Source organism: Micromonospora sp. NPDC003944, from assembly GCF_053605225.1.
Genome location: NZ_JBSGIV010000012.1, coordinates 38363 through 62012, shown reverse-complemented (window position 1 = coordinate 62012; position 23650 = coordinate 38363). Strand labels below are relative to the sequence as shown.

The window sequence follows — 23650 nt, the reverse complement described above, 5'->3', positions numbered from 1 at the left end:
GGAACCAGGCTCCTGCCTGCCGCTACGTGAGAGTCAAACTCCAATTCTGGCCCACCATCGCGGGGCCGTCCGGCCGCCCGTAGAGATAGCCCTGACCGCGTGGGCAGCCGATCGCGGTGACCGCCTCGTGCTGGCGCTCGGTCTCCACCCCCTCGGCGACCACCGCCAGGTCGAACGCGCCGGCCAGCCGGGTGACCATCTCCACCGTGGCGTACGCCCGGTCGTCGGTGCCCAACCGGGCCACGAACGACCTGTCGATCTTCAGCTCGGTCGCCGGGATGCGGTGCAGGTAGCTCAGCGACGAGTAGCCGGTGCCGAAGTCGTCGATGGCGATCCGGATGCCCAGCTCCCGGAGCTGGTGCAGCCGCTCCAGCACCGCCTCGGTGCCCTCGATCAGCGCCGACTCGGTCAACTCCAGGGTCAACGCCCTCGGTGCCAACCCGGCGGCGCTCGTGGCCGCGGTGACGGTGGCGATCAGATCCGGCCGGCGCAGGTGCGCGGCGGCGATGTTCACCGCGACCGTCGCGTCCGGCGCCCGCCCCCGCCAGGTGGCGGCGGCCCGGCACGCCTCGTGGATCACCCAGCGGTCGATCGGCAGGATCAGCCCGGTCTCCTCGGCCAGCGGCAGGAACCTCGACGGCGGCAGCATCCCCAGCCGAGGGTGCCGCCAGCGCACCAACGCCTCGGCGCTGCGTACCGCCCCGCTGGCCAGGTCGACGATGGGTTGGAACTCCAGCCGCAGCTGGTCCTCGTCGACGGCCCGACGTAGGTCGGCGATCAACTCGGCACGGGAGACGGCCGACTCCCGCAGGGCCGCCGTGCACGTCCGGTACGCGGACTTCCCGGCCGCCTTGGCCGCGTACATGGCGATGTCGGCGTCGCGCAGCAGGTCGCTGTGGGAGGCGTGCTGCGGGCCGAACTCGGCGATGCCGATGCTCGCCGACGGGTGCACCCCGACGTCCTCCTCGTCGTCGGAGGGCCGCAACGCGTCCAACAGCCGCTCGGCAAGCCGCTCGGGCGACACCTGCCGCTCGCCGTCGACGAGCACCGCGAACTCGTCACCGCCGAGTCGGGCGATGGTGCCGTCACCGTCGACGGCAGCGTGCATCCGCGCCGCGAGCCCGGTCAGCAGGGTGTCCCCGGTGGCGTGCCCGAACCGGTCGTTCACCTGCTTGAACCCGTCCAGGTCGAGCAGCAGCACCGCCACCGGCCCCCCGTCGCGCAGGGCCAGCCGCAGTCGCCGGTTGAACAGCAGCCGGTTCGGCAGCCCGGTGAGCTGGTCGCCGTACGCGAGCCGACGCAGCCGGGCCACCAATCGGAGGTTCTCGTTCGCGGCCAACCCCTGCCGAACGGCGAGGGCCGCAAGCAACACCATCATCGTCACGAACACCAACTGCGGGGTCTGCCCGGTCGGCCGGCGGGCCAGCACCACGGCGATGATCGCCCCACCCACCGGCAGGTACGGCAACGCCACCCGCCACCAGGGCGGCAGCGGCGACTCGGCGGTGTCGTCGGTGCCGTCGCAGTTTGGTGGCGGCGGGTTCCGGGTGGCGAGGCCGATCAGCAGGTAGCTCAACGGCCAGCACAGGTCGATCGGGTGACCGGCCGCGTAGTCCGCACGGGCGACCAGCGACACGTAGACGACGTCGGCGACAACCCGCAGGGTGAGGCTCGCCGCGAGGATGCTCATCGGCCGCCACATCGGCCGGGCCGGCCCGGAGACCGCCACCAGGATGGTGAGCTGCATCAGGTCGAACATCGGGAAGAGCAGCCCCAGGGTGCGCGCCGGGTCGGCCAGCTCGGCGGCGGCGACCCCACGGAAGACGAGCACCCAACCGATCGGCACCAGGGCCAGGGCGACGATCACCCCGTCCAGCAGGGTACGGGCCCGCCCCACCGCGGTCCTCGGTGCGGACGGCGAGCTGAGCAGCGCGGCCGTGCCGGTCAGGATGCCGGCGGTGAAGACCACCCCGACCACCGGGGTGTGCGGCAGGTCGTCGCCGACGAGCCGCTGCACCGTCCAGATCGCCCGACCGAACGCGGCGAGCCCCATGGTGACGGCGAGCAGCGTCCAGAACCGGCGCAACGGCGTCGGATGCCGACGGGCCACCCCCACGCACGCGAACGTCGCCCAGCCGGCGACGAGCATCGCGCCGACATCGCTGACAAGTGCGGCGCCGGGCAACGCGCCGAACAGCCAGACCGCCTCCACCGCGATGACGGCAGCCGCCACGACAGCACCGGCGGGGTTGAGCGCCCCCGCAGCCTGCTGTCCGTCCTGTCGGGACACGGTCGCTCCGGCTCTTTCGTCGTGCGTGCACCCTCGGCGGCGCCGGTCCACGGCAAACCCCGAAAGCCTAACCAGCGCCCAGAAACGCCGCCAGAGCCGAACGTTCACCCCGCCTCGGCCCCGGCCGCTGCTCAGCGGCCCGCGGATCTGTTCCAGGGTGAACGGGGCAGTGCGGTGCCGGCCAACGGCCGACGGGTGCGGCGGCGCCTACGCCGGCCGGGGGTGCAGGGCGGACGGGCAACTGTGTGCACGGCCACGTCGACCGAGGACGTCTGTCGACCGATCAGCCAGCAGAGGAAGCGTTCCATCGTCGGCTCAGCCGACCGGGAGGCGCTCGGCGTCGGACCTGGAGATCTCGTACTCGGCCGCGCAGAACGTGCACTGCTGCGCGTACCGGGTGCGGATCGGGATGAGGGGGATGAAGAAGAGGGTGAATTTCGTCGAACGGCGGGTGACCACCTGTGCGGCCTGGTTGCCGCAGTGGCGGCAGACCTGCTGCACGACACCGGACCTGTCGACCTTGGTACGCAGACCAAAGATGAAGAACATCGCCAGCCAGTACCCACCCGACCGCGAAAAGTCACCACCTCCCACCGATGGAAGTCACAAGATCTGCTCAAGTACGGGGAAACTGCTGCCTCCGTGCGGCTGGAGGCAGCAGTTTCCCCGATGTTGCTCGGATCTTGGGCCGGCGCGACGTGGGCGAGGGCGGACGTGCGACTGTCAGTTGGACGGTGCGGGCTCCAGGCCGGGGATCTCCTCGGCGAGCCAGATCGGCTGCCAGTTCGGCACCTCGTGGAAGCGGCGCAGCTCGTACAGCCCGGCGACCGACCCGCTCCAGGCCCCGTACGGAGGGTTGGTCTCGTCGAAGCCGCTCTGCACGAACGTCAGCGTGGTCTTGCCGCCGGACTCGGCCAGCTCCCAGTTCGACACGCCGGTCGGCCCCCAGTCGACGGACAACCGCCGACCGGGCTCCAGGTCGACGATCTTGGCGGCGTAGCCGGTCTCGAAGCCGCCCATGGCGTACCGGCCGCCGACCCAGGGCTCGATGCCGATCGGGTAGCCGAACCAGGCGCTCGCCTGCTCGGAGTCGGTGAGTGACTCCCACACCTTGTCGACGGGGGCGGCGATGACCAGCTCGCCACGAAGGTCGGCGGAGGTGAAGTCGGTGCGGGGCAACAGTGGCTTGCCCTCCAGGTGGGCGGCCAGATTGGCGATGGACAGCGCCCAGAACGTCTGAAGCACGCCCCGGATGCTGGAGCCGCTCATCGCCTCGGCGAAGTCGAAGTGGCTCTGGGTCAGCGTCAGCACGGTGCTGTCGGTGCCCTCGGCGGTCAACTGGAACTCGGTGGTGGTCTCCACGCCGTCGAGCAGCCAGGTGAAGCGCAGCGTGTCGTCGTCGGCGTGCAGCAGCCGCTGGTGCGGGGCGTCACCCTCGGGCGTGTAGCGGCCCCAGAACTCGTACCGCCGGGGCAGCTCGACCTCGGCGTGCTCGGCCAGCCAGACACGCAGCTCGGCCGGGTCGGTCAGGGCCTGGCGGACGCGCCCGACCGGCGCGGAGAGACGGGCCTGGACCTTCATCGGCTCACTCATTGTCGTTCCCTTTCGGATAGCAGGCGACGGCCAGCTTGAAGGCATCTCCTTCGCTGCCGCCGTAGCGGGTGAACAGGTCCTGAAGTGCGGTTTGCAGGTCGTGCAGGAACTGCTGGCGCTGCTCGGCCGGCACCCGGATCTCGCCGGAGACCCCGATCGAGGGCAGCTCGGGTGCCGCCCGGTCCAGGCCGGCGATGTCGGCCTGGACCTCCTCCATCAGGTCGAGCAGGTAGCCGAGGCTCAGCTCGTCGCGGGCCCGGCGTAGGCCGATCCGCCCGACGAGCCGTGGGGAGAGCCAGTAGGACCGGGCGGCGGCCTGGTAGATGCCTTCGGTGATGCCGCGGACCTTGCGTTCGTTGACCAGCTCGACGAGGCCGGCCGCGACGAGTTGCTTGACGTGGTAGTAGACGCGTTGTGGCGTCTGGTCGAGTCGGGCCGCGACCTCGGTGCAGGTGCGCGGTTCGGCCAGTTGCCGCAGCACCTCGACGCGATGCGGCTTGAGCAGGACTTCGGCCTGCTCGATCTGCTCCAGGTACAGGACGTCTCTCATGGCAAAATCAGTTTGTACGTACAAAACTTCTTTGTCAATCGGTTCGCGAGAAGCCGCGCCGACTTTTCTCGACGCGGCTTCAGGCGGCACTCAGCAGATGGTCAGGGCAACCAGTCCGGTCGCAACGGGTAGCCGCTGACACCGTTCGGACCGTTGTGGGTGGCAAGCACCTGGTGCAGCTGGATGCCGTTGCGTTCGAACGCCATCCGCGACCCGGCCATGTAGAGCCCCCACACCCGGGCGGTGCCCGCACCCACCTCGGAGACGCAGAAGTCCCAGTGGTCGACCAGGTTGCGGCACCAGGCGGCGAGCGTCAGCGCGTAGTGCTGGCGCAGGTTCTCCTCGTGGTGCACCTCGAACCCGGCGTCGTGGATCTCGCTGACCAACCGGCCCGGACCGGCCAACTCGCCGTCCGGGAAGACGTACCTGTCGATGAACGCGCCGGAGCGGTGCGGCGCCCGGTTGTCCGCCCGGGTGATGCAGTGGTTGAGCAGGCGCCCACCGTGGCGCAGCCGACTACGCAACGCCCCGAAGTAGGTCGGGTAGTTGCGCACCCCGATGTGCTCGGTCAACCCGATCGATGAGATGGCGTCGAACTGCTCGGCCGGCGCGTCCCGGTAGTCCATGTGCCGCACCTCGGCCAGCCCGGTCAACCCCTCCCGCTCGATCGCCGCCTGCGCCCACTGCGCCTGCGCCTTCGACAGGGTCACCCCGAGCGCCTTGACGCCGTACTCCCGGGCGGCGTGGCGCACCATGCCACCCCAGCCGCAGCCCACATCCAGCAGCCGCATCCCCTTCTCCAGCGCCAGCTTGCCGGCGACCAGGTCGTACTTCGCGGCCTGGGCCTGCTCCAGCGTGTCGTCCGGAGAACGGAAGACCGCGCAGGTGTACGTCATCGACGGGCCGAGGACCTTCTCGTAGAAGGCGTTCGAGACGTCGTAGTGGTGCGAGATCGCCGTGCTGTCCCGTACCCGGGAGTGCCGCAGCCCGTTCACCACCCGCTTCCAGCGTGGCTGCGCCTCCTGCGGCGGTGCCGGCGGCGGCATCAGCCGCTCCCAGCCCAGCCCACGGACCAGCGCCAGCCCTTCGGCCAACGACGGTGGGCGCAACCGCAGCTCGTCCTTGAGCACCCGCAACGCCTCGTACGGGTCGCCCGGGTGCACCCCCTGCAACGCCAGGTCACCACTGACGTACGCCCGGGCCATGCCCAGGTCGCCAGGGGCGGTGAGCAGGTACGACAGCCCACGCTCGGAGCGGATCGCCAGGGTGATGCCGGCGTCGGACGGGCCGACGGCGCTGCCGTCGTACCCGGTGATCCGCACCGGCAACGGCCCCGTGGTGACCGCGCGGACGACGTCCGCGACGGTCGGACCCGTGTGCCGGCCCCCCGCCGGCGGGGTGGCGGGGACGCTCGCCGCCCCCTGATCTCTGTCGGTCAGGCTCATGCTCGTGCTACCGCCTTTTCGTACAGTCCCGTCAGCCGGTGGTCCGGGTCGTAGCGGTCTTTCACCGCCCGCCACGTGTCGCCGCCGTACAGGCGGTCGAAGGCGTCCCGGTCGTAGTACGCGTCGGAGTAGAGCGACTTGTGCCCGCCCGACTCCGACACCCTGCGTTCGATCGTGCGGTTGACGTCGCCGTCGGCGGCGCCCGGCGCGATCGGCACGCTCCCCCAGAACCCAATGTTGACGTAGTCCTGCCCCGGCCGTAGTGGATACAGCGGCCAGGCCCGCGCGGAACCGGGACCCGCCGGCTCACGCAGGCGCAACGGGCACAGCCACACCGGGTTCATCCCCACCGCGCCGGCGAACCAGCGCAGGAAGTCGGCGGTACGGTCCAGCGGAATCTCCACGTCCTGCACCACCCGCTCCCGGGCCGGCTGCCCGCGCAGCCTGTCGATCCGGGCCGCCACCTGGTGCCGGTGCTCCAGCCGGACCAGCCGGTGGTAGAAGTCGCTGCGCCGATACCGCGCCGGCCAGAGCCGGCGCACGACCGGGTGCTGCGCGCCGAACGCCGCCGAGCACCAGAACCAGTCGGTGTCCCAGCGCCACAGATAGTCGTACGCGGTGAGCACGTCGCGGGTCCGCCGGCGCAGCGACCGGTAGTAGATCCCCTGACCGGTGTAGTCGCTTGGCGGGCCGGCCCCGTCGGTGAACGTGGCGAAGACCAGGTAGGCCTCGCCGGGGCTGAACATCACCCCGTCCATCGCGTCCACCGGCTCACCGGCCCAGGAGCGGGTCGCGCTCACCTCCGCGATGGCGTCGACAAGCGCCTCCAACTGGGTGAACCTGACGTTGCGCAGCGCAACGTACCGGCCGACCGGTTGCAGCTCGATGCGCAACCGGGTGGCGTAACCGAGGCTGCCCAGCGAGTTGGGGAACGCGGTGAACAGGTCGGCGTGCTCGCCGTCGGGTCGGGCGGTGACGATCTCGCCGGAGCCGGTGAGCACGTCCAACTCCCGGACCGACTCGTGCGGCAGGCCGTTGCGGAACGAGGTCGACTCGATCCCGAGGCCGGTCACCGCGCCGCCGAGCGTGATGGTGCGCAACTGCGGCACCACGAGCGGCATCAGCCCGTGCGGCAGCGTCGCGTCGACCAGGTCCTCGTACGTGCACATGCCCTGCACGTCTGCGGTACGGCCGGCCGGGTCGACCGACAGCACACCGTTCAGACCGCTCACGTCGAGCCCCGGAGTCCGGGGAGCGGACCGGGGGCGGAACAGGTTGGAGGTGCGTTTGGCCAGCCGGACAGGCTCGCCCGTGGGCACCGCGGCGTACGACCGTCGCAGCGTGTCCACCGCTTGATCATGGTCAATGGGGTGATCCACACGCTCAGCGCGCATGTGATCACCTTACGCTCGCCGTTTGGAAACCGTGGGATGTCGGCGGCGGCAGTTTCCCGTCCGGTGGCAGGTCCGACGGCTACCGTGGCGGGCATGCCATCGCCAGCGATCGCCGCCCTGGACGCCGCCCAACTGCCATATCGGCTGGTCAGCCGCGGTGCGGTAGACAGTCTCGCGGAGGCCGCCGACGCCCAGGGCGTGGCCGTCGCCGATGTCGTCAAGACGATCGTGGTCCGGCGCGGTGAGGACGATCACCTGTTCGTGCTCACCCCCGGGGACCGGGTCGTCTCCTGGCCCAAGCTGCGCGCCCTGCTCGGGGTGCACCGGCTCTCCATGCCGGACGCGGCGGGCGCCCTGGCCGCCACCGGCTACGAACGCGGCACCATCACCCCGTTCGGCGCGAGCACGGCCTGGCCGGTGGTCGCCGACGAGCGGTTGCGCGGCCGGGAGATCACCCTGGGTGCCGGTGAGCGCGGTCTCGCCATCGCGGTCGCCGCCGACGCCGCGATCGCCGCTCTCGACGCCACCGTGGCCGACGTCACCGACCCGCAACCCAGCCGCTGAGCGGCGGCACCAACCACTGCCGACGTCGGTGGCCCGGCCTAGTCTTGGTGTCATGCCGAAAGCCGTCTGGAAAGACCTGGTCATCGCCGACAGCGACGACACCGTGCTGGTGGAGGGCAACCACTACTTCCCCCGGTCGGCGCTGCGCGACGACCTGATCCGGGAGTCCCCGACCCACACCGTCTGCCCGTGGAAGGGCACCGCCTCGTACTACACCCTCACTCACGAGGGCAGCACCAGCGAGGACGCCGTCTGGTACTACCCCGAGCCCAAGCCGGACGCCGAGATGGTGCGCGACCGGGTGGCGTTCTGGAAGGACGTCCGGGTCGTCGACTGACCGCCGGGCTGGCTCCGGCGCGACGTCGTGGGTGAGGATGGCGCCTATGTCCGCGCCCGAGCAACGCCCCGACCCCGCCGGCACCGTCTACGGCGGCCGTCCGGCACCCCGCCCCGGGCCGCTGGCAGATCCGCTGCTGCGGGTCGCGGCGGCGGTCGGGGTCGTCGGCGTACTCCTGGGGGTCGTCTTCGCCACCGGGCTGTTCGACGGTGACGACGAGCCGGCCGTGCCGGCGGCGGTGGGTACGCCGTCGAGCGCACCGCAGCCCAGCGCCCCGACCGGCGAGCCGAGCCCGACCGCACCGGCCGAGCCGTCACCGACCCCGTCGGCAAGCACGCCGGCCGCCCCACCCACCGGGCCCCGGGTGCTCCGTGCCGCTTCGGGCCTCTGCCTGGGGCTCGACGGTGACGGCGAGGAGGCCGGTGCCGAGTTGGCGGTGTGCGACGGCACCCCGGCGCAGCAGTGGGTGGTCAGCCCGACCGGCGCGGGCGTGCACTCGTTGACGAACGCCGCGTACGGGCAGTGCCTCGACGTCGAGGGCGGCAGTCAGGACGACGGCGCGCGCGTGCTGCAGTTCCCCTGCCACGGCGGGGTCAACCAGCAGTGGCGGTTCGGCGGGACCGGCACCAGCGCGGTGCTGCTCGTCGCCGCACACAGCAACAGGTGCGCCCAGGCCGACGACGACGCCGTCGAGGCCGGCGACGACATCCGGCAGCGACAGTGCGACGGCCGGCCGGCCCAGCAGTGGACCCTGAGCTGACCGGCCGACCCGACGCTGTTCAGCCCCGGAAGCTCCAGGCCCGGGGCGCGGTGGCGGCCACCAGCACGGCCTCCGGCACTCCTCGGCCCGGTCGCCGACGCAGCAGCAACGACAGCCCGGCGGCCCCGATCGACAGCGCGCCCGCCACGTACCAGGCCATCGCGTAGTCGCCAAGCCGGTCCCGGACCAGCCCGGCGCCGGTGGCGGCGACCGCCGCGCCGAGTTGGTGCGCGGCGAACACCCAGCCGAAGACCACCGCCCCGGCGCCGCCGAAGTACTCCCGGCACAACGCCACGGTCGGCGGCACGGTGGCCACCCAGTCCAGGCCGTAGAAGACGATGAACACCAGCATGCTCGGCTCGGCCGTGCCGGAGAAGAGGCTCGGCAGCACCAGCAGGGACAACCCCCGCAGCGCGTAGTACGCACCGAGGAGCAACCGGCTGTCCACCCGGTCGGTGAGCCAACCGGAGGCGATCGTGCCGACGATGTCGAAGAGCCCCACCAGGGCGAGCAGCCCGGCCGCCGTGGTCTGGGCCATGCCGTGGTCGTGCGCGGCCGGCACGAAGTGCGTACCGACCAGGCCGTTCGTGGTCGCCCCGCAGATCGCGAACCCTCCGGCGAGCAGCCAGAACGGTCGGGTCCGGGCCGCGGTGGCAAGCGCGCCGAGCGCCCGGGTCGCCGCGCCGCCGGTCGCCGACGGCGCCGCGACGACCTCGGTCGCCCCGTAGGCGGGCAGGCCGAGATCCGCCGGGTGCTCGCGCAGCAGCCACACCACCAGGGGTACGACCGCAAGCGCCGCTCCGGCCACGACGAGTGCCGCCGTCCGCCAGCCGTGGTCGCGGACCAGGATGGCGATCAGTGGCAGGAACACCAGTTGTCCGGCCGCACCGCCGGCGGTCAGCACTCCGGTGACCAGCCCCCGCCGGTGAACGAACCACCGGCCGGTGACGGTGGCCACGAACGCCAGCGCCATCGAGCCGGTGCCCAGCCCGACCAGCACACCCCAGCAGAGCAGGAGCTGCCAACTTGCGGTCATGAAGACCGTCAACCCGCTGCCCGCGGCGACCAGCAGCAGCGCCACCGAGACCACCCGGCGGATGCCGAACCGATCCATCAGGGCAGCAGCGAACGGCGCGGTGAGCCCGTAGAGCAGCAGGTTGACCGAGACGGCCGCGGAGATCGTGGCCAGCGGCCAGCCGAACTCCTCGTGCAGCGGGTGCAGCAGCACCGACGGGGTGGCGCGGAAGCCGGCCGCGCCGACCAGCGCCACGAAGGCGACGGCGGCGACCAGCCAGGCGGGATGCAGACGGCGGTTCTTGGTCACGGGACAAGTCTGGGGTGGGCCGGTCAGCTCGACGAGTGGCCAGAAAGCCATCATGCGCAATAATCGGGCCATGACCGTTCGCCCGCACCGGATCGCCGTCCTCGCTCTGCACCAGGTGGTCGGCCTGGACCTCGGCACCCCGTCCCAGGTCTTCAGCACCGCCCGGGCCGCCGACGGCACACCCTTCTACGACGTCCGGGTGTGCACCCCGGGCGGGCAGCCGGTGCGCAGCACCGCCGGCTTCCAGGTGCTCCCCGACCACGGGCTCGAACTGCTCGACACCGCCGACACGGTGATCGTTCCCGGCATCCACGACGACACCGTGCTGTCCTCGGGCACGGTCGAGCCGGAGGTGATCGCGGCGCTGCGCGCGGCGCACGAACGGGGCGCCCGGATCATGTCGATCTGCACCGGGGCGTTCGTGCTCGCCGCCGCCGAGCTGCTCGACGGTCGGCGGGCGACCACCCACTGGGCGTACGCCGAACGCTTCCGCCACCTGCACCCCCAAGTGGAGCTCGACCCGGGTGTGCTCTTCATCGCCGACGACCGGGTGCTCACCTCGGCCGGAGTCGCCGCCGGCATCGACCTCTGCCTACACGTCATCCGCCTGGACCACGGCAGCGAGGTGGCCAACCGAACGGCCCGCCGCTGCGTGATGCCACCCTGGCGCGACGGCGGCCAGGCGCAGTACATCGAGCAGCCGGTGCCGAAGGCTGCCGACACCAGCACGGCCGGCACCCGGGAGTGGGCGCGGCAGCGGCTGCACGAGCCGATCGCGCTGCGTGACCTGGCCGAACAGGCGCGGATGAGCGTGCGCACCTTCACCCGGCGCTTCCGCTCGGAGACCGGCCTGAGCCCGGCCCAGTGGCTGCTGCAACAGCGCACCGACCACGCGAGACTGCTGCTGGAGACGACCGACCTCACCGTCGACCAGATCGCCCACCGCTGCGGTTTCGGCACCACCGCCGCCCTACGCCAGCAACTCCACCAACGCATCGGGGTGGCCCCGTCCACCTACCGCCGCACCTTCCACCCCCGCCCCGAACTCGTCGAACTCTGACGCCCAGCTCGCCCCTCGCCCCGCCGAGCCCCGCCCCGCCGAGCCCCGCCCCGCCGATCTTGCACTTTGGGTTGCCGGAATGCCCGTTCCATCACTGTTCATCGGGACAGAAACTGCTAGATCGGCGAGGGTGAGGGTGAGGGGCGGCGGGCCGGGCGGCTTGGCTCAGGGGCGGAGCTGGTGCAGTTGGGACTGGTGCTTCGGCAGGTGCACCCGGGTGTGCAGGTCCAGGGTGCGGGACCAGGGCAGCGGCTCGTCGACGATGAGGTCGAAGCCCTCGCGTAGGTGCGTCTCGACCGGGGTCTCCGCGGCCAGGCCGAGCTGGTCGACAAGCCCGCACAGCCGGTCGCTGGTGCCGTGCAGCAGCGCGGTCAGGCCGCGCAGACCACCCTGCTCGGCGGCGAGCGCATCGAGCTGCGGGCGGTGCACGTCCTCTTCCACCTCGTAGTAGGCGAACGGCGACCCGGCCAGCAACGCCTCGGTGGCCTGGATCATCAGCTCGTCGTTGGCGACCAGGTGCGCGACGATCTGCTCGGCACTGAGCTGCCCGTCCGGCGCCGGACCGAACCCGCCGGCGTCGACCTCCGCGAACAGGGCACCGTAAGCCCGCCGCAATCCTCCGCTCTCCATCCTCCCAGTCAACCCGCCGGAGCCACGGTTAGCGGCGGGATTGGCGGGAGCGGAGGTAGTCGCTGACCACGTACTCGCCCAGGTCGTCGGTGTCCGGGGTGAACATGCGGCCCCGGCTGCGGCGGGCCACGGCGTCGACGAAGCGGCGCAGACCCGGGTCGTCGCCGAGCATGAACAGGTTGAGCGTCGCACCGTAGCGGCTCAGCCGGTCCACCTCGCGGACCGTCGCCTCGATCGTCTCCGGCAGCGGCGGCCAGTGGAACAGCGCCTCCCCGTCGTCCGGGTCCAGGTGCGCGGTCGGCTCACCGTCGGTGACCACCAGCACGACCGGCTCGGCGTCCGGGTGCCGGCGCAGGTGCCGGCCCGCCAACCGCAGCGCGTGCTGAAGGTTGGTGCCCTGCTCCATGTCCGGCTCCACGGCCGCCAACTCCTGCTGGGTGAGCGTCATCGCCTCCCGGCCGAAGCCCACGATCTGCAACGCGTCCTGCGGGAAGCGCGTCTCCATGAGGTGCGCCAACGCCAGCGCCGTCTGCTTCATCGGCCCCCAACGACCCTGCGAGATCATCGAGTACGACAGGTCGACGCAGAGCACCACGGCGGCCGAGGCTCGTTTCTCGGTCTCCACCACCTCGAAGTCGTCAACCGTGAGCTGCACCGGAACCGTCGGCCCGGCCCGACTGACCGCCCGGGTCAGCGTCCGGACCACGTCCAGTGGTTGCTCGTCGCCGTACTCCCAGGGCCTGGACGCACCGCTGACCTCGCCCGCCGCACCGGCCGAGCGCAGGTCGTGCTGCCCGCGCGGCCCGGCGGTCAGCTCGGCGAAGACCCGGCGCAGCGCGGTCCCGCCCAGCCGGCGCAGCGCCTTCGGGCTCAGCGTGAGCCCCTCCGCGTCCCGGCTCACCCAGCCCTGGCGGCGCAGCTCCCGCTCCAGGTCGCGCAGCCGGCGAACGTCGTCGGCGGCCTCCCGGCCCAGCGTGCGCGCCACCGCGTCGACGTCCACGTCGTCGAGGGTGGCCCCCGGGTGTTCCTGGTCGAGCTGGTCCAGCAGGTCGTCCAGCTCGCCGATCTCACCGAGCGCGCCCGCCGCGTCGGCGTAGTCGAGCGGCTGGTCGCCGCGGACCCGCTCGCCCCGCCCCCAACGCAGGTCAGGTCGCAACCCACGCAGGTTCGCGTCGAGCGCGGACAGCTCCCCCGCAAGACGGTCGCCGAGCGACTGCTGCATGAGGCCGGCCAGTTCGGCGCGCTGCCGCTCGGAGAGCGAGTTCATCAGCCGCTCCCCGGCCGCCGCCCGGCGGGCCAACACGTCGATCAACTCGTCGACGGTCTCCGGTTTCTCCGGAAAGAAGTCACCGTGTCGGCGCATGAACTCGGCGAACGCGTCGGTGGTGTCCTCCGCGCGACCGTGCCGGGCCAGCAGGTCGTTCAGGTCGCCCATCATCTCGGCGAGCCGCTGCTGGGCGGCCGGGTCGGCGGAGGCGCGCACCGCGTCGCGCAGCCCGGCGAAACGCTGACCGAGCACGTCGTCGCGGAGTTGGTCGAGGATCTGCTGGTACGAGCGGCGGGCGTCGTCGCTGGCCCACTGGTAGCCGGACAGCTCCTCCACCGCCCGCGCCGTGGAGCGGGGCAGATTGTCCAGCACCGCCTCGGCGAACCGCGCGTCGTCGTCGTCGCGACCCCGCAGCTCGTCCCGCTCGGCGGCGAGGGCCTGGTCGAGGAGGGCCCGGGCCCTGGTCACCGCGCCGTCCAGGTCGCCCCTGCGCAGCGCCTCCCGGCGCAGCCGCCGAGCCCGGGCGGCCAGGTCGTCCAGACCACCCCGCCCCTGCGGGCCCCGGCGCAGCAGGTCGCGCAGGGCCTCCCGCAGGCTGCCGCCGGCCAGCACCTCGGCGCCGACCGCGTCCACCGCCTCGCGCACGTCGTACGGGGGTGCGAGCGGGTCGGGCCCGCCGTTCCACTGCCCGTAACGGAACCGGTTGCCGGCCACGGTCAGCCCCGGCCGCCGTAGACGGTGCGCCCCGAGTCGGTGACGTCCTTGCCGAGCCGGCGGGTCAGGTGCAGCCCTTCGAGTACGAACTCGACGGCGGCGGCGGCCTCCTCCGAGGTGGGCGCGTCGCCCAGGTCGAGCCGGTCCAGGACCTTCGCCAACCCGGGTACGGTGCCGACCTGGCGCAGCAGCTCGGCGGCGCTCACCAACTCGCCGGTCTCGATCGCGGCGCCGTCCTCGACCAGGGCGGTGAACCCGGACAGGTCCAGCCCGGCGAGACGGGCCCGGAACGTCTCGGCGGTCGCCGTCCGCAGCAGGTGCGCGAGGATCTCGATCTCCCGGCCCTCCTCGCCGCTCTCGAACTCGACCTTGCCGCGAAGCGTGCTGGTCACCGACACCGCGTCACCGACGCGGGCGACGGCGGCCTCGGGGCGTGCCTCCGGGGTGCCGGCACCGGCGAGCAGACCGGCGCGACGCAGCGCGGCACCGGCGACCGTCTCGGCGGCGGCGATGGCGAACCGGGCGGAGACACCGGAGCGCGGGTCCACCGACGGCGACTCCCGCACGGCGCGGGCGAAGCGGGCCAGCACCTCCAGGACGTGCTCCGGCACCTCGGCGACGAGATCGGCCTCCTGGCGGATCAGCGCCAGCTCCAGATCCAGCTCGACCGGGTAGTGGGTGCGGATCTCCGCGCCGAAGCGGTCCTTGAGGGGGGTGATGATCCGGCCCCGGTTGGTGTAGTCCTCCGGGTTGGCGCTGGCCACCAGGAGCAGGTCCAGTGGTAGGCGCAGCTGGTAGCCGCGGACCTGGATGTCCCGCTCCTCAAGCACGTTGAGCAGTGCCACCTGGATGCGCTCGGCCAGGTCGGGCAGCTCGTTGACGGCGAAGATGCCCCGGTTGGTGCGCGGCACCAACCCGAAGTGGATGGTCTCCGGGTCGCCGAGGGTACGACCCTGGGCGATCCGGATCGGGTCGACGTCACCGATCAGGTCGCCGACGCTGGTGTCCGGGGTGGCGAGCTTCTCGCCGTACCGCATCGAGCGGTGCAGCCAGCCGATCGGCAGCTCGTCGCCGGCCTCGGCGACCTGGGCGACCGACGCCGGGGTGAGCGGGTGCATCGGGTGCTCGTTGAGCACCGAGCCGGGGAGGACCGGGGTCCACTCGTCGAGGAGCGCGCCGAGTGAGCGGATCAGCCGGGTCTTGCCCTGGCCGCGCTCGCCGAGCAGCACCATGTCGTGCCCGGCGAGCAGGGCCCGCTCGACCTCGGGCAGCACGGTGTCGTCGTAGCCGACGATGCCGGGGAAACGGGTCTCGCCGGAGCGCATCCGGGCGAGGAGGTTGTCGCGGAGTTCCTGCTTGACGGTGCGGTACTGGTGACCGGCCGCCCGTAGCGCGCCGAGCGTGCCGGGCAGGTCGGCCGGTGGAACCGGGATTACCGGGGTAGGCGCAGTCACCCGACCCACGCTAGCTCACATTCGCCGGGGTGCCCCGGGCATCGGGGGGCACCCCCGCTCCCACCCTCAGCCCCAATCGCAACGCCGGCAGGTGCCGCGGCGGCGCAGGTGGTACGCGTACGTGGCCGCGCCGAGCGCCACGCCCCACAGCGGCCAGAGCCGCTGGGGGAACCCGGCCAGGTCGATCCCCGTCCAGAATTCGGGTTGGCCGAGCATCCCCAGGCTGGCTGCGGTCACGGCGATGGCGACAAGGGTGGCCGGCGCCACTGCCAGCTTCACCGGCACCCGACGGCCGGCGAGACTGATCATCCAGCGCGGGAACCGCTCCCCCCAGCGCTGCACCAGGCCGAGGGTGAGGATCGCGCCGACGGTGGCGAAGGCGGCCAGCCCGAACCCGGCCCAGACCAGCCCGGTGTCCTGCATCTCGGTCAGGAACTCCCGGGAGATGCCGAGCGGGATGCCGGCCGCCCAGGCGAACCGGGTCAGCGCGTACATCAGCGGGATGGCCGCGGCGATGCCGGCGGCCCACCGGCCCCAGCGCGTGGCGGCGGCCGGGGTGGTCCATCCCCGGGCCGTGCCGGTGCGGCCACAGCCGACGCAGGCCCCGGCGGTGCGGCGCTGCCAGGCGAGTACCGCCCCGGCCAGCAGCAGCCCGCCGGCCAGCGCCGCGAACCGGGCGAACAGCGCCCAGTTGAAGACGTCGGAGTAGTCGACCGGCGGCCAGCCGAACGGCGCCCCGACGATCAGTATCGGCAGGTAGCCCAGCACGAGCAGTACTCGAACATCCGGCACGACCAGGACGAGCACGAACGCGACCGCCCAGCCGTAGCCGGCGAGCAGCGCCCGCAGTAGGCCGGGTGGGCGCGCGGCCGGCCGGCTCATGGCCAGCGCGGCCACCGCGGCGGTGAGCAGTACGCCGGCGAAGAGCGGGGTGGACACCTCCACCGGCACCAGGCGGAGCAGGCTGCCGTCGCCGCCGTTGTGGTCGTTCGCGCCGAACGGGTAGCCGGCACCGGTGAGCGTGCCGACCAGGGCGAGCACGCCCCACAGGCCGAGCCACCCGGCGGCCAGGGGGGCGAGCCGGTCCGGCCAGCGGGAGTCGGTACGGGGTCGGGAGGCAGTGATCGTCGTCATGCTCTCAGCCTCGACGGACGACCGCCGGATTCCCTCCCGGCCGCTGGTGAACCCGCTCCCCCGGTGGAGGGACCGATCAGCCCGACGGGGTGACGAAGCCGGACTCGTAGGCGGCGATGACCGCCTGCGTACGGTCGCGGACACCGAGCTTGGCCAGCACGTTCCCGACGTGCGTCTTGACCGTCTCCACCCCGACCACCAGGTGCGCGGCGATCTCCGGGTTGGACCGACCGGTGGTCATCAACCGCAGCACCTCGGCCTCCCGTTCGGTGAGCCGGGCCTTGCACAGCTGGTCCCCGCCGGCCGGGCCGTACGCCCCGACCAACTGGCGGATCGCGGCCGGAAAGAGCAGCGACTCGCCCGCAGCGACCACCCGGACCGCCTCCACCACCTCGGCGGGCCGGGCCCGTTTGAGCAGGAAGCCCGAGGCACCGGCGCGCAGCGCCTCGTAGACGTACTCGTCGTTGGCGAACGTGGTGACCACGAGCACCCGGGGCGGGTCGGCGGAGGTGGCCAGCAGGTGCCGGGTGGCCTGGATGCCGTCGATGCCGGGCATCCGTACGTCCATCAGCACCACGTCGGGCCGGTGCCGGGCGACAAGTGGCGGCACCTCGGCCCCGTCCGCGGCTTCGGCGAGCACGTGCAGGTCGGGTTGGGCGTCGATGATCGCCCGCAGCCCGACCCGGATCAGCTCGTCGTCGTCGACGATGAGCACGCCAACTGTCATCGGGTCTCCTCGTAGGGCAGGCGGGCCCGGATCAGCCACCGGTCGCCGTCCGGGCCGACGGTGAGCCGGCCGCCGAGCAGCAGTACCCGCTCCCGCATGCCGTCCAGACCCCGACCTTCCCGGCCCGGCCGGGCCCGGTCGGGGTGGCGCACCGCGTTGACCAGCTCCAGCTCCAGCGCGTCCGGGTGCAGGTCCAGGCGTACCGTCACCGGACCGTGGCCGTGCCGGGCGGCGTTGGTCAGTCCTTCCTGGACGATGCGGTAACCCTCCCGGGAGACCGCCGCGGGCACCCGGGTCGGGTCACCGGCGCGGTGCGCGTGCACGGCCAGGCCCGCAGCGCGGGCGTCGGTGACAAGTCGGTCCAGGTCGGCGAGGGTACGCTGCGGCGCCACCACGGGCCGGTCACGTCCGTTCTCCCGGAGCAGCCCGAGCACGTGGTCGAGGTCGTCCATCGCGGTCCGCCCGACGTCCTCGATGGCGGTGAGCGCCCGCCGGACGAACTCCGGGTCGGTGTCGAGGACCTCGCGGGCGGCCCCGGCCTGGAGGGTGGCCACGGTCAGCGCGTGACCGACGGAGTCGTGCAGCTCCCGGGCCAGCCGGTTGCGTTCGGCGAGCCGGGCGGCCCGCGCTTCGAGAGCGGCGATCCGTTCCGCCTGGGCCGGGCCGAGCAGCACGGGCGCCATGGAGCCGGCGAGCGCGCCGAGGCCGGCGACGGCGTAGCCGAGGCCGACAAGCAGGAGCACCCCGGCCAGGGTCAGCCATCCGCCGTCCTGTCCGTCGAGTGGCCCGAACCGTTCCCGGCTGGTCAGCTCGGTGCCGATGCCGAACTGTTGGGCGATGAACGCGAGCGCCATCGGCAGGGCGCTGAACAGCCCGATCATCACCACCGCGCCGACGATCAGGTGGGTGGCGATCCAGAGCGCGCTGCGCAGCCGGGTCTCCCGGTCACCGTGGTGCCCGGGTGCGGGGTCGGGCAGGTCGACACCGAGCAGGGCCCGTACGGCGGCGATCTCCAGGGCCCGGCTGCCGTCCAGCAGCAGCGGAACCACGGCGATCAGCAGGGCGACGACAAGCAGGACCCACACCAGCGGGCGCGGGATCGCCGAGTCGGCCAGCATCTGGGCGAAGGTCGCCGCGAGGAGCCCGTACGGCAGCGCCAGCACGCCGCCGAGCAGCAGGAACACGCCGCGCCGCCAGGTGCTGCCGGCGACCAGCGGGGCCAGCGCCGCTCGGAGGGTCACCTCGCCATTCTGCGGCCGGGGATGGTCCCGGCGACTCCCCCGTGCCGGGGAGATGTCAGCGGTGGTCGGCGACGTACTGCTGCGGGTCCTTGTCGCGGAACGGGAGGTTGCGACCGTTCTTGTGTTCGCCGTAGAAGGTCAGCCAGCGTTGGCCCAGCTCGGCGCGGAGTTCGGTGCTGGCGTGCCGGCGGAAGTCGGGAAGCGCCTCGTCCTCCTCCTCGGCCAGGTGCTCGCTGTTCTCCCGGCGGGCCGTGCCGACCGCCTCCCACCACTGGTCCGAGCCGACCGGGTGCAGCTTCGCCTCGGCGATGGCGTCACGGATCTTGTTGTGGTCGCCGATCGCGTCGGCGGTCTCGTCCTCGCCGTCGTCGCCGTGCTTGACCAGGTGCGGGTAGAGGATCGCTTCCTCCGCCTCGGCGTGGATGTCCAGGTGCAGGGCGAGGGCGTCCCAGATGGCGAGCATCTCCTGCTCGTCGCGGGCGTCGTCGAGGCGGGCGAAGCCACGCCGGAAGGCGGCGTGGTCGTCCAGGATCAGTGCGGTGATGTCGTCCACTGTGCTCACTCTCTGGATGGATTGGCGAACCGGGACCGCAGCATCGCCGGCACCGCGGCGAGCCCGGTGATCGGGCGGAAGCGTTTCGCGGCCTCGGCCAGCGCCGTGTACTCGTCGTCGGCGAGGTCGATGTCGGCGGCGGCGGCGTTGCGTTCCATCTGCTCGACCGCGGACGCGCCGGGGATGGCGAGCACGTTCGGGTGACGCAGCAGGTAGGCGAGCGCGATCTGACTGGGGGTGGCGTCGTGGGCTTCGGCGACCTGGCGCAGGGTGTCGATGAGCGCCGCGCCGCGTTCCAGGTTCTCCGGCAGGAAGTACGGGTTGGCCCGCCGGACCGCGCCGCTGGGCGGGTTCTTGGCGTCGTAGCGGCCGGAGAGGAAGCCCTGCGCCAGTGGGCTGTACGCGATGACCAGCCGGCCGGTCTGCCGCGCGTACGGCAGCAGGTCCTGCTCGGGTGCCCGGTCGAGCATGCTGTAGCGGACCTGGTTGCTGAGCACCCGTCGGCCGAGCGCCGCTTCGGCGACCTGCCAACGGCGTAGCCCGTAGTTGCTCACCCCGACCTCGCCGACCAGCCCGACGTCCTGCAGGACGCGCATGCCGCGCATGGTGGTGTGGTCGGCGACGAGCGGGTTGGCCTGGTGCACCTGATAGAGGTCGATGCTTGTGACGCCGAGCCGGGCCGCCGAGGCGACAGCCCGCTGCTGCACCACCGCGGCGACCGGCAGCACCGGCAGGATCTTGGACGCGACCACCACCTTGGGCCGGTCGTCGCCGAGGGCCGCGCCGAGGATGCGTTCGCTGCGCCCGAAGCCGTAGACCTCGGCGCTGTCGAAGACCGTGACTCCCAGTTCGACGGCCCGCCTGACGATCTGCGCGGCCTGCCGCTCGAAGTCCGGGCCGTACCCCCATTCCCGGGAGCCGAACTGCCAGGTACCTAACCCGATCTTGGACAGTGGTTTGGGGGTGTCGAGCGCAATGAAACGCATGGCGTCGAAACTACCCCGATGTCCTGGTTAGTACGCGCGATCCGCGCCGGGGGCGGGCCGGAGCTAGGCTCATGATCGTGACCTACCTCGCCGCGGATGACCGCTACGACACCATGACCTACCGGCGCAGTGGACGCAGTGGCCTGCGGCTGCCTGCCGTCTCGCTCGGGCTGTGGCACAACTTCGGTCCGGACCGCCCGTTCGAACGGCAGCGCGACATCGTGCGCCGCGCCTTCGACCTGGGTGTCACCCACTTCGACCTGGCCAACAACTACGGCCCGCCGCCCGGCTCGGCCGAGGAGAACTTCGGCCGGATGCTCGCCACCGACCTGAAGCCGTACCGGGACGAACTGGTCATCTCCAGCAAGGCCGGGTACCTGATGTGGCCCGGCCCGTACGGCGAGTGGGGTTCGCGCAAGAACCTGATCTCGTCACTGGACCAGTCGCTGGGCCGGATGGGGCTGGACTACGTCGACATCTTCTACTCACACCGGTTCGACCCGGAGACCCCGCTCGAGGAGACGATGGGCGCGCTCGACGCCATCGTCCGCTCCGGCAAGGCGCTCTACGTGGGCATCTCGAACTACAACTCGGAGCAGACCACCCGGGCCGCCGCGATCCTGCGCGACCTGGGTACGCCGCTGCTGATCAACCAGCCGTCGTACTCGATGTTGAACCGCTGGACCGAGTCCGACGGCCTGCTCGACACGCTGGAGCAGGTCGGCGCCGGCTGCATCGCGTACAGCCCGCTGGCGCAGGGCCTGCTGACCGACCGCTACCTGGGCGGCATCCCCGCCGACTCGCGGGTCCGGACCAGCGTCTTCCTCAACGAGAGCGACCTCAGCGACGAGAAGATGGCCACCATCCGTGGGCTCGGCGCGGTCGCCGCAGGTCGCGGCCAGTCCCTCGCGCAGCTCGCGTTGGCCTGGGCGCTGCGTGACCCGCGGATGACCAGCCTGATCATCGGGGCGAGCAGCGTCGAGCAGTTGGAGACGAACATCGCCGCGCTGGACAACCTCGACTTCACGGCCGACGAGTTGGCCGAGATCGAGCGCCACCTCGGCTGAACGCCGGCGCGTTCCGGGCGGGTCGGGTCACCAGATCCGACGCCGCCCGGCCCGGTGGTTGCGGACCTCGCACTGCCGGCCCACCGGCGCGGCGACGCTGCGCCGTCGCCATCCGACACCCATCAGCAACGCCAGGACCAGCACGACGGCGGCACCGGCAAGCACCGACCAGCGGTCACCGAGATCGGTCACCGACGCCACCGGCACGCCCGGGTCGGCCGCCGCCGCCACCGCCGACTCGGTGGCAGCCGGCGCACTCGCGGTGGTACGCGGCGCGCCCTTCGGTGCGGCGGCCCTCGTCGGGGTGGCAGCGGCCTTGGCACCGCGGAACACCACGTCCGAGCAGGAGTAGTAGGTGTCCGGGGTGTTGGAGTTCTGCCAGATCGTGTAGATCAGGTGTCGACCGCTGCGGCCGGCCGGCAGCCGACCCGCCAGCTGGTACGCCCCGGCCCGCACCGGCGGGTCGGTCCGGGTCAGGAACGGACGCGCTTCCAGATCCGCCCAGGTCAGCTTCTTGCGGGGGTCGTACTCGGGGGTGGTGACGTAGAGCCGGAAGGTGCCCCGGTGCTCGATGGTGGTCCGGTACCGGAAGGTGAACGTCGCGCCGCTGGTGAGCGTGGTGCTCGGCCAGTCGGTGCGGGGCAGGTCCAGTCCCCGGTACGCGGACAGCCCCCCGCTGCACAACTCACCGTCCGGGATCCGTTCCCGGTCCCGCCCGTTGATCGCGGCGACCCGGACGTTGTCCCATTCGCGTACCGCCGCGCCCGCCTTCACCGCGGCCCGGCAGGCGCTGGTGGCCGCGTACCGGCCCTCGGGGCCACACGCAGCCGCGCGACTGATCGGGTCGGTCGGGGCGCCGTGGGCGGCGGCGGGCGTGGCGCTCAGGGGCACGGTCGCGGCAGCGACGAGCACCGTGACGAGGAGCCGGCGTACGGACATGAGGGTGACCTCCGCCCACTGGTACGGCCGGGGGACGGCAAAGGTTCGACGCTCGGCGGCCGGCTGCACCCGCGCCCGCGATCTTGCACTTTCCGCTCCGACAAAAGGGGCATAAGTCGCTAGCCGGCAACCGAAGGTGCAAGATCGGCGCGCTGGCCACCTGGACTTGCCGATCAAGGAGTTGTGGTGCCTGGTTTGGGAACACGCGCGTGCTTTGTCGCCCACCACAACTCCTTGATCGACATGTGGCACGGGGGGGGGCGACGAGGCGGCACCGGGGTGACGCGGCGTCTCGCTCACCCGGGAATCCTGCGGGTGGGTGTGGCGTTTCGATACTCGGAACCGCTAGCACCGAGGAGGCAGAGATGAAGGTACGTAGCTCGTTGCGTGCACTGAAGCAGAAGCCGGGTTCGGTGGTGGTCCGCCGTCGCGGCCGGACGGTCGTGGTGAACCGCGCCAACCCCCAGTGGAAGAGCCGCCAGGGCTGACCCCGGCCCTTACCGGACATACAGTCACCAACGCCCCGACCGGGTCATCCGGTCGGGGCGTTTCGCTCTCTCGCCAAGCAAGAGCGGCCGTTCGTCGACGATGACGGCTTCCTGTCCGCGAGGTGAGCGGAGCAGGGCCGAGGACCTCCGTGAGCACGAAGGTGACCAAAAAGTCAGGGTCCACCGACTTCTGTCGGTGGACCCTCCGTGCTGAACAAGGGTGGAGCCGAGGGGACTCGAACCCCTGACCCCCACACTGCCAGTGTGGTGCGCTACCAGCTGCGCCACGGCCCCTTGCTGTTGCCCCCGGTCGCCCGGGCACTGGGAAACTATACACAGACGGGCCCGCATGGTCATCTCGCGGGGTCCCCTGCCGGGCCGGGTCAGTTGAGCGCCACATCCGGCGGGAAGTGCGCGACGGCGGCCATCATCCCGCCCTGCCGGCGCAGCACCATCGGCCACAGGTCGTCGGGCCGGTCGACGAAGGCGTCACCGGGCAGCCCGTCCAGCACGAACCAGGACCCGTCGGCGATCTCCTGCTCCAACTGGCCGCTGCCCCAGCCGGAGTAGCCGGCGAAGACCCGGATGCCACCGATGCTCTCCCGCAGCCGCTCCGGGTCGACCGAGAGGTCGATCGTGCCGACCGCCCCGGAGACCTGGTGGAAGCCCTTCACCCGGCGCATCGGGTGCCGCATCCGGGCGAGGCAGATGGCCGAGTCGGGCTGCACCGGGCCACCCTCGAAGAGCACCGCCGGGTGGCGGGCCAGGTCGCTCCAGTCACCGAGCACCTCCGCCACCGGCACCTCGGTGGCCCGGTTCAACACCACGCCGAGCGCGCCGCCCGGCTCGTGGGCGACGAGCAGCACCACCGTACGGTCGAAGTTCGGGTCCTTGAGCGCCGGAGTCGCGACCAGCAGCCGCCCGGTCATCGACTCCATCGCTCGTCCGCCGATCGCCTGGCCCTCTCCCTGCATGCCACACACCCGTCAACCGTGAGCCCGCGCCGAGGGCCGGTCATCGACCGGATCCACCCGCCGCATGGGGTTCAGCCGCGCTGTCAACGCCATGCCTGGCACCATAGCCTGCGTGCTGGGCGCTGGCTAAGGTCTGACCGGCGGGTGATCGGACAGTTA

Annotated in this window: 23 protein-coding genes and 1 tRNA gene; 6 read left to right on the top strand and 18 right to left on the bottom strand. The window is 72.1% G+C overall.

Going from position 1 to position 23650, the window contains the following annotated elements; genetic code table 11:
- Nucleotides 1-22: 22 nt before the first annotated feature.
- The 6 genes from ACWER9_RS08515 to ACWER9_RS08490 all read right to left on the bottom strand — a co-directional run bounded on the left by ACWER9_RS08515 (nt 23) and on the right by ACWER9_RS08490 (nt 7272).
- Complete coding sequence (locus tag ACWER9_RS08515) at nt 23-2290, bottom strand: putative bifunctional diguanylate cyclase/phosphodiesterase (RefSeq protein ID WP_452301188.1); 2268 nt, start codon at nt 2288-2290, stop codon at nt 23-25.
- Between the two features lie 315 nt (nt 2291-2605).
- Complete coding sequence (locus ACWER9_RS08510) at nt 2606-2839, bottom strand: zinc-ribbon domain-containing protein (RefSeq protein ID WP_452301187.1); 234 nt, start codon at nt 2837-2839, stop codon at nt 2606-2608.
- Between the two features lie 174 nt (nt 2840-3013).
- Nucleotides 3014-3883 (bottom strand): SRPBCC domain-containing protein, encoded by an 870-nt coding sequence (locus tag ACWER9_RS08505; protein WP_452301186.1) that lies wholly within the window; start codon nt 3881-3883, stop codon nt 3014-3016.
- Entirely contained in the window at nt 3876-4433 is a 558-nt protein-coding gene (locus ACWER9_RS08500) for an ArsR/SmtB family transcription factor (RefSeq protein ID WP_355005525.1), read from the bottom strand. The genes ACWER9_RS08505 and ACWER9_RS08500 overlap by 8 nt, the downstream gene beginning before the upstream one ends.
- Before the next feature lie 101 nt (nt 4434-4534).
- Nucleotides 4535-5878: a class I SAM-dependent methyltransferase gene (locus ACWER9_RS08495; protein WP_452301185.1), complete on the bottom strand. Its 1344-nt coding sequence runs from the start codon at nt 5876-5878 to the stop codon at nt 4535-4537.
- Nucleotides 5875-7272: an FAD-binding oxidoreductase gene (locus ACWER9_RS08490; RefSeq protein ID WP_452301184.1), complete on the bottom strand. Its 1398-nt coding sequence runs from the start codon at nt 7270-7272 to the stop codon at nt 5875-5877. The genes ACWER9_RS08495 and ACWER9_RS08490 overlap by 4 nt, the downstream gene beginning before the upstream one ends.
- A gap of 93 nt (nt 7273-7365) precedes the next feature.
- On the opposite strand from ACWER9_RS08490, the gene ACWER9_RS08485 reads away from it, so the two are divergent.
- From ACWER9_RS08485 to ACWER9_RS08475, 3 genes are read left to right on the top strand one after another with little or no spacing between them, the layout of a single operon-like run.
- Nucleotides 7366-7836 carry an aminoacyl-tRNA deacylase gene (locus ACWER9_RS08485; RefSeq protein WP_452301183.1) on the top strand — a complete coding sequence of 157 codons (471 nt, stop codon included), beginning with the start codon at nt 7366-7368 and terminating at the stop codon, nt 7834-7836.
- Nucleotides 7837-7888: 52 nt separating this feature from the next.
- Nucleotides 7889-8173, top strand: coding sequence for a DUF427 domain-containing protein (locus tag ACWER9_RS08480; RefSeq protein ID WP_452301182.1), 285 nt, complete (start codon nt 7889-7891; stop codon nt 8171-8173).
- A 46-nt stretch (nt 8174-8219) separates the two neighbouring features.
- Nucleotides 8220-8933, top strand: a complete 714-nt coding sequence (locus ACWER9_RS08475) for an RICIN domain-containing protein (protein ID WP_452301181.1) — start codon at nt 8220-8222, stop codon at nt 8931-8933.
- Between the two features lie 19 nt (nt 8934-8952).
- Here the strand turns inward: ACWER9_RS08475 and ACWER9_RS08470 are convergent, their stop codons facing one another.
- Nucleotides 8953-10308: an MFS transporter gene (locus ACWER9_RS08470; RefSeq protein ID WP_452301180.1), complete on the bottom strand. Its 1356-nt coding sequence runs from the start codon at nt 10306-10308 to the stop codon at nt 8953-8955.
- Between the two features lies 1 nt (nt 10309).
- On the opposite strand from ACWER9_RS08470, the gene ACWER9_RS08465 reads away from it, so the two are divergent.
- Nucleotides 10310-11317: a GlxA family transcriptional regulator gene (locus ACWER9_RS08465; protein WP_452301179.1), complete on the top strand. Its 1008-nt coding sequence runs from the start codon at nt 10310-10312 to the stop codon at nt 11315-11317.
- Between the two features lie 165 nt (nt 11318-11482).
- On the opposite strand, the gene ACWER9_RS08460 is transcribed toward ACWER9_RS08465, so the two are convergent.
- The 8 genes from ACWER9_RS08460 to ACWER9_RS08425 all read right to left on the bottom strand — a co-directional run bounded on the left by ACWER9_RS08460 (nt 11483) and on the right by ACWER9_RS08425 (nt 20023).
- Nucleotides 11483-11947 carry a hypothetical protein gene (locus ACWER9_RS08460; protein ID WP_452301178.1) on the bottom strand — a complete coding sequence of 155 codons (465 nt, stop codon included), beginning with the start codon at nt 11945-11947 and terminating at the stop codon, nt 11483-11485.
- 28 nt (nt 11948-11975) lie between these two features.
- On the bottom strand, nt 11976-13928 hold the full coding sequence (locus tag ACWER9_RS08455; RefSeq protein ID WP_452301177.1) for a VWA domain-containing protein: 1953 nt from the start codon (nt 13926-13928) through the stop codon (nt 11976-11978).
- Between the two features lie 2 nt (nt 13929-13930).
- Nucleotides 13931-15391, bottom strand: a complete 1461-nt coding sequence (locus ACWER9_RS08450; RefSeq protein WP_452301176.1) for a magnesium chelatase — start codon at nt 15389-15391, stop codon at nt 13931-13933.
- A gap of 57 nt (nt 15392-15448) precedes the next feature.
- Nucleotides 15449-16516 (bottom strand): hypothetical protein, encoded by a 1068-nt coding sequence (locus ACWER9_RS08445; RefSeq protein ID WP_452301175.1) that lies wholly within the window; start codon nt 16514-16516, stop codon nt 15449-15451.
- A gap of 76 nt (nt 16517-16592) precedes the next feature.
- Nucleotides 16593-17243 (bottom strand): response regulator transcription factor, encoded by a 651-nt coding sequence (locus ACWER9_RS08440; RefSeq protein ID WP_452301174.1) that lies wholly within the window; start codon nt 17241-17243, stop codon nt 16593-16595.
- Nucleotides 17240-18484 (bottom strand): sensor histidine kinase, encoded by a 1245-nt coding sequence (locus ACWER9_RS08435; protein WP_452301173.1) that lies wholly within the window; start codon nt 18482-18484, stop codon nt 17240-17242. The genes ACWER9_RS08440 and ACWER9_RS08435 overlap by 4 nt, the downstream gene beginning before the upstream one ends.
- Before the next feature lie 55 nt (nt 18485-18539).
- Nucleotides 18540-19037, bottom strand: a complete 498-nt coding sequence (locus ACWER9_RS08430; RefSeq protein WP_030331463.1) for a hemerythrin domain-containing protein — start codon at nt 19035-19037, stop codon at nt 18540-18542.
- Nucleotides 19038-19042: 5 nt separating this feature from the next.
- Nucleotides 19043-20023 (bottom strand): aldo/keto reductase, encoded by a 981-nt coding sequence (locus tag ACWER9_RS08425; RefSeq protein WP_452301172.1) that lies wholly within the window; start codon nt 20021-20023, stop codon nt 19043-19045.
- Between the two features lie 71 nt (nt 20024-20094).
- Between ACWER9_RS08425 and mgrA the strand changes: the two genes are divergently transcribed.
- On the top strand, nt 20095-21090 hold the full coding sequence (gene mgrA / locus ACWER9_RS08420) for an L-glyceraldehyde 3-phosphate reductase (RefSeq protein ID WP_452301171.1): 996 nt from the start codon (nt 20095-20097) through the stop codon (nt 21088-21090).
- Between the two features lie 27 nt (nt 21091-21117).
- On the opposite strand, the gene ACWER9_RS08415 is transcribed toward mgrA, so the two are convergent.
- Entirely contained in the window at nt 21118-22029 is a 912-nt protein-coding gene (locus ACWER9_RS08415) for a lytic polysaccharide monooxygenase auxiliary activity family 9 protein (RefSeq protein ID WP_452301170.1), read from the bottom strand.
- A gap of 365 nt (nt 22030-22394) precedes the next feature.
- On the opposite strand from ACWER9_RS08415, the gene ACWER9_RS08410 reads away from it, so the two are divergent.
- Nucleotides 22395-22517: a 50S ribosomal protein L36 gene (locus ACWER9_RS08410; RefSeq protein WP_030331473.1), complete on the top strand. Its 123-nt coding sequence runs from the start codon at nt 22395-22397 to the stop codon at nt 22515-22517.
- Between the two features lie 221 nt (nt 22518-22738).
- On the opposite strand, the gene ACWER9_RS08405 is transcribed toward ACWER9_RS08410, so the two are convergent.
- Nucleotides 22739-22811, bottom strand: a tRNA-Ala gene (locus tag ACWER9_RS08405).
- Between the two features lie 89 nt (nt 22812-22900).
- Entirely contained in the window at nt 22901-23491 is a 591-nt protein-coding gene (locus ACWER9_RS08400) for a YqgE/AlgH family protein (protein ID WP_112582369.1), read from the bottom strand.
- Nucleotides 23492-23650: the final 159 nt, after the last annotated feature.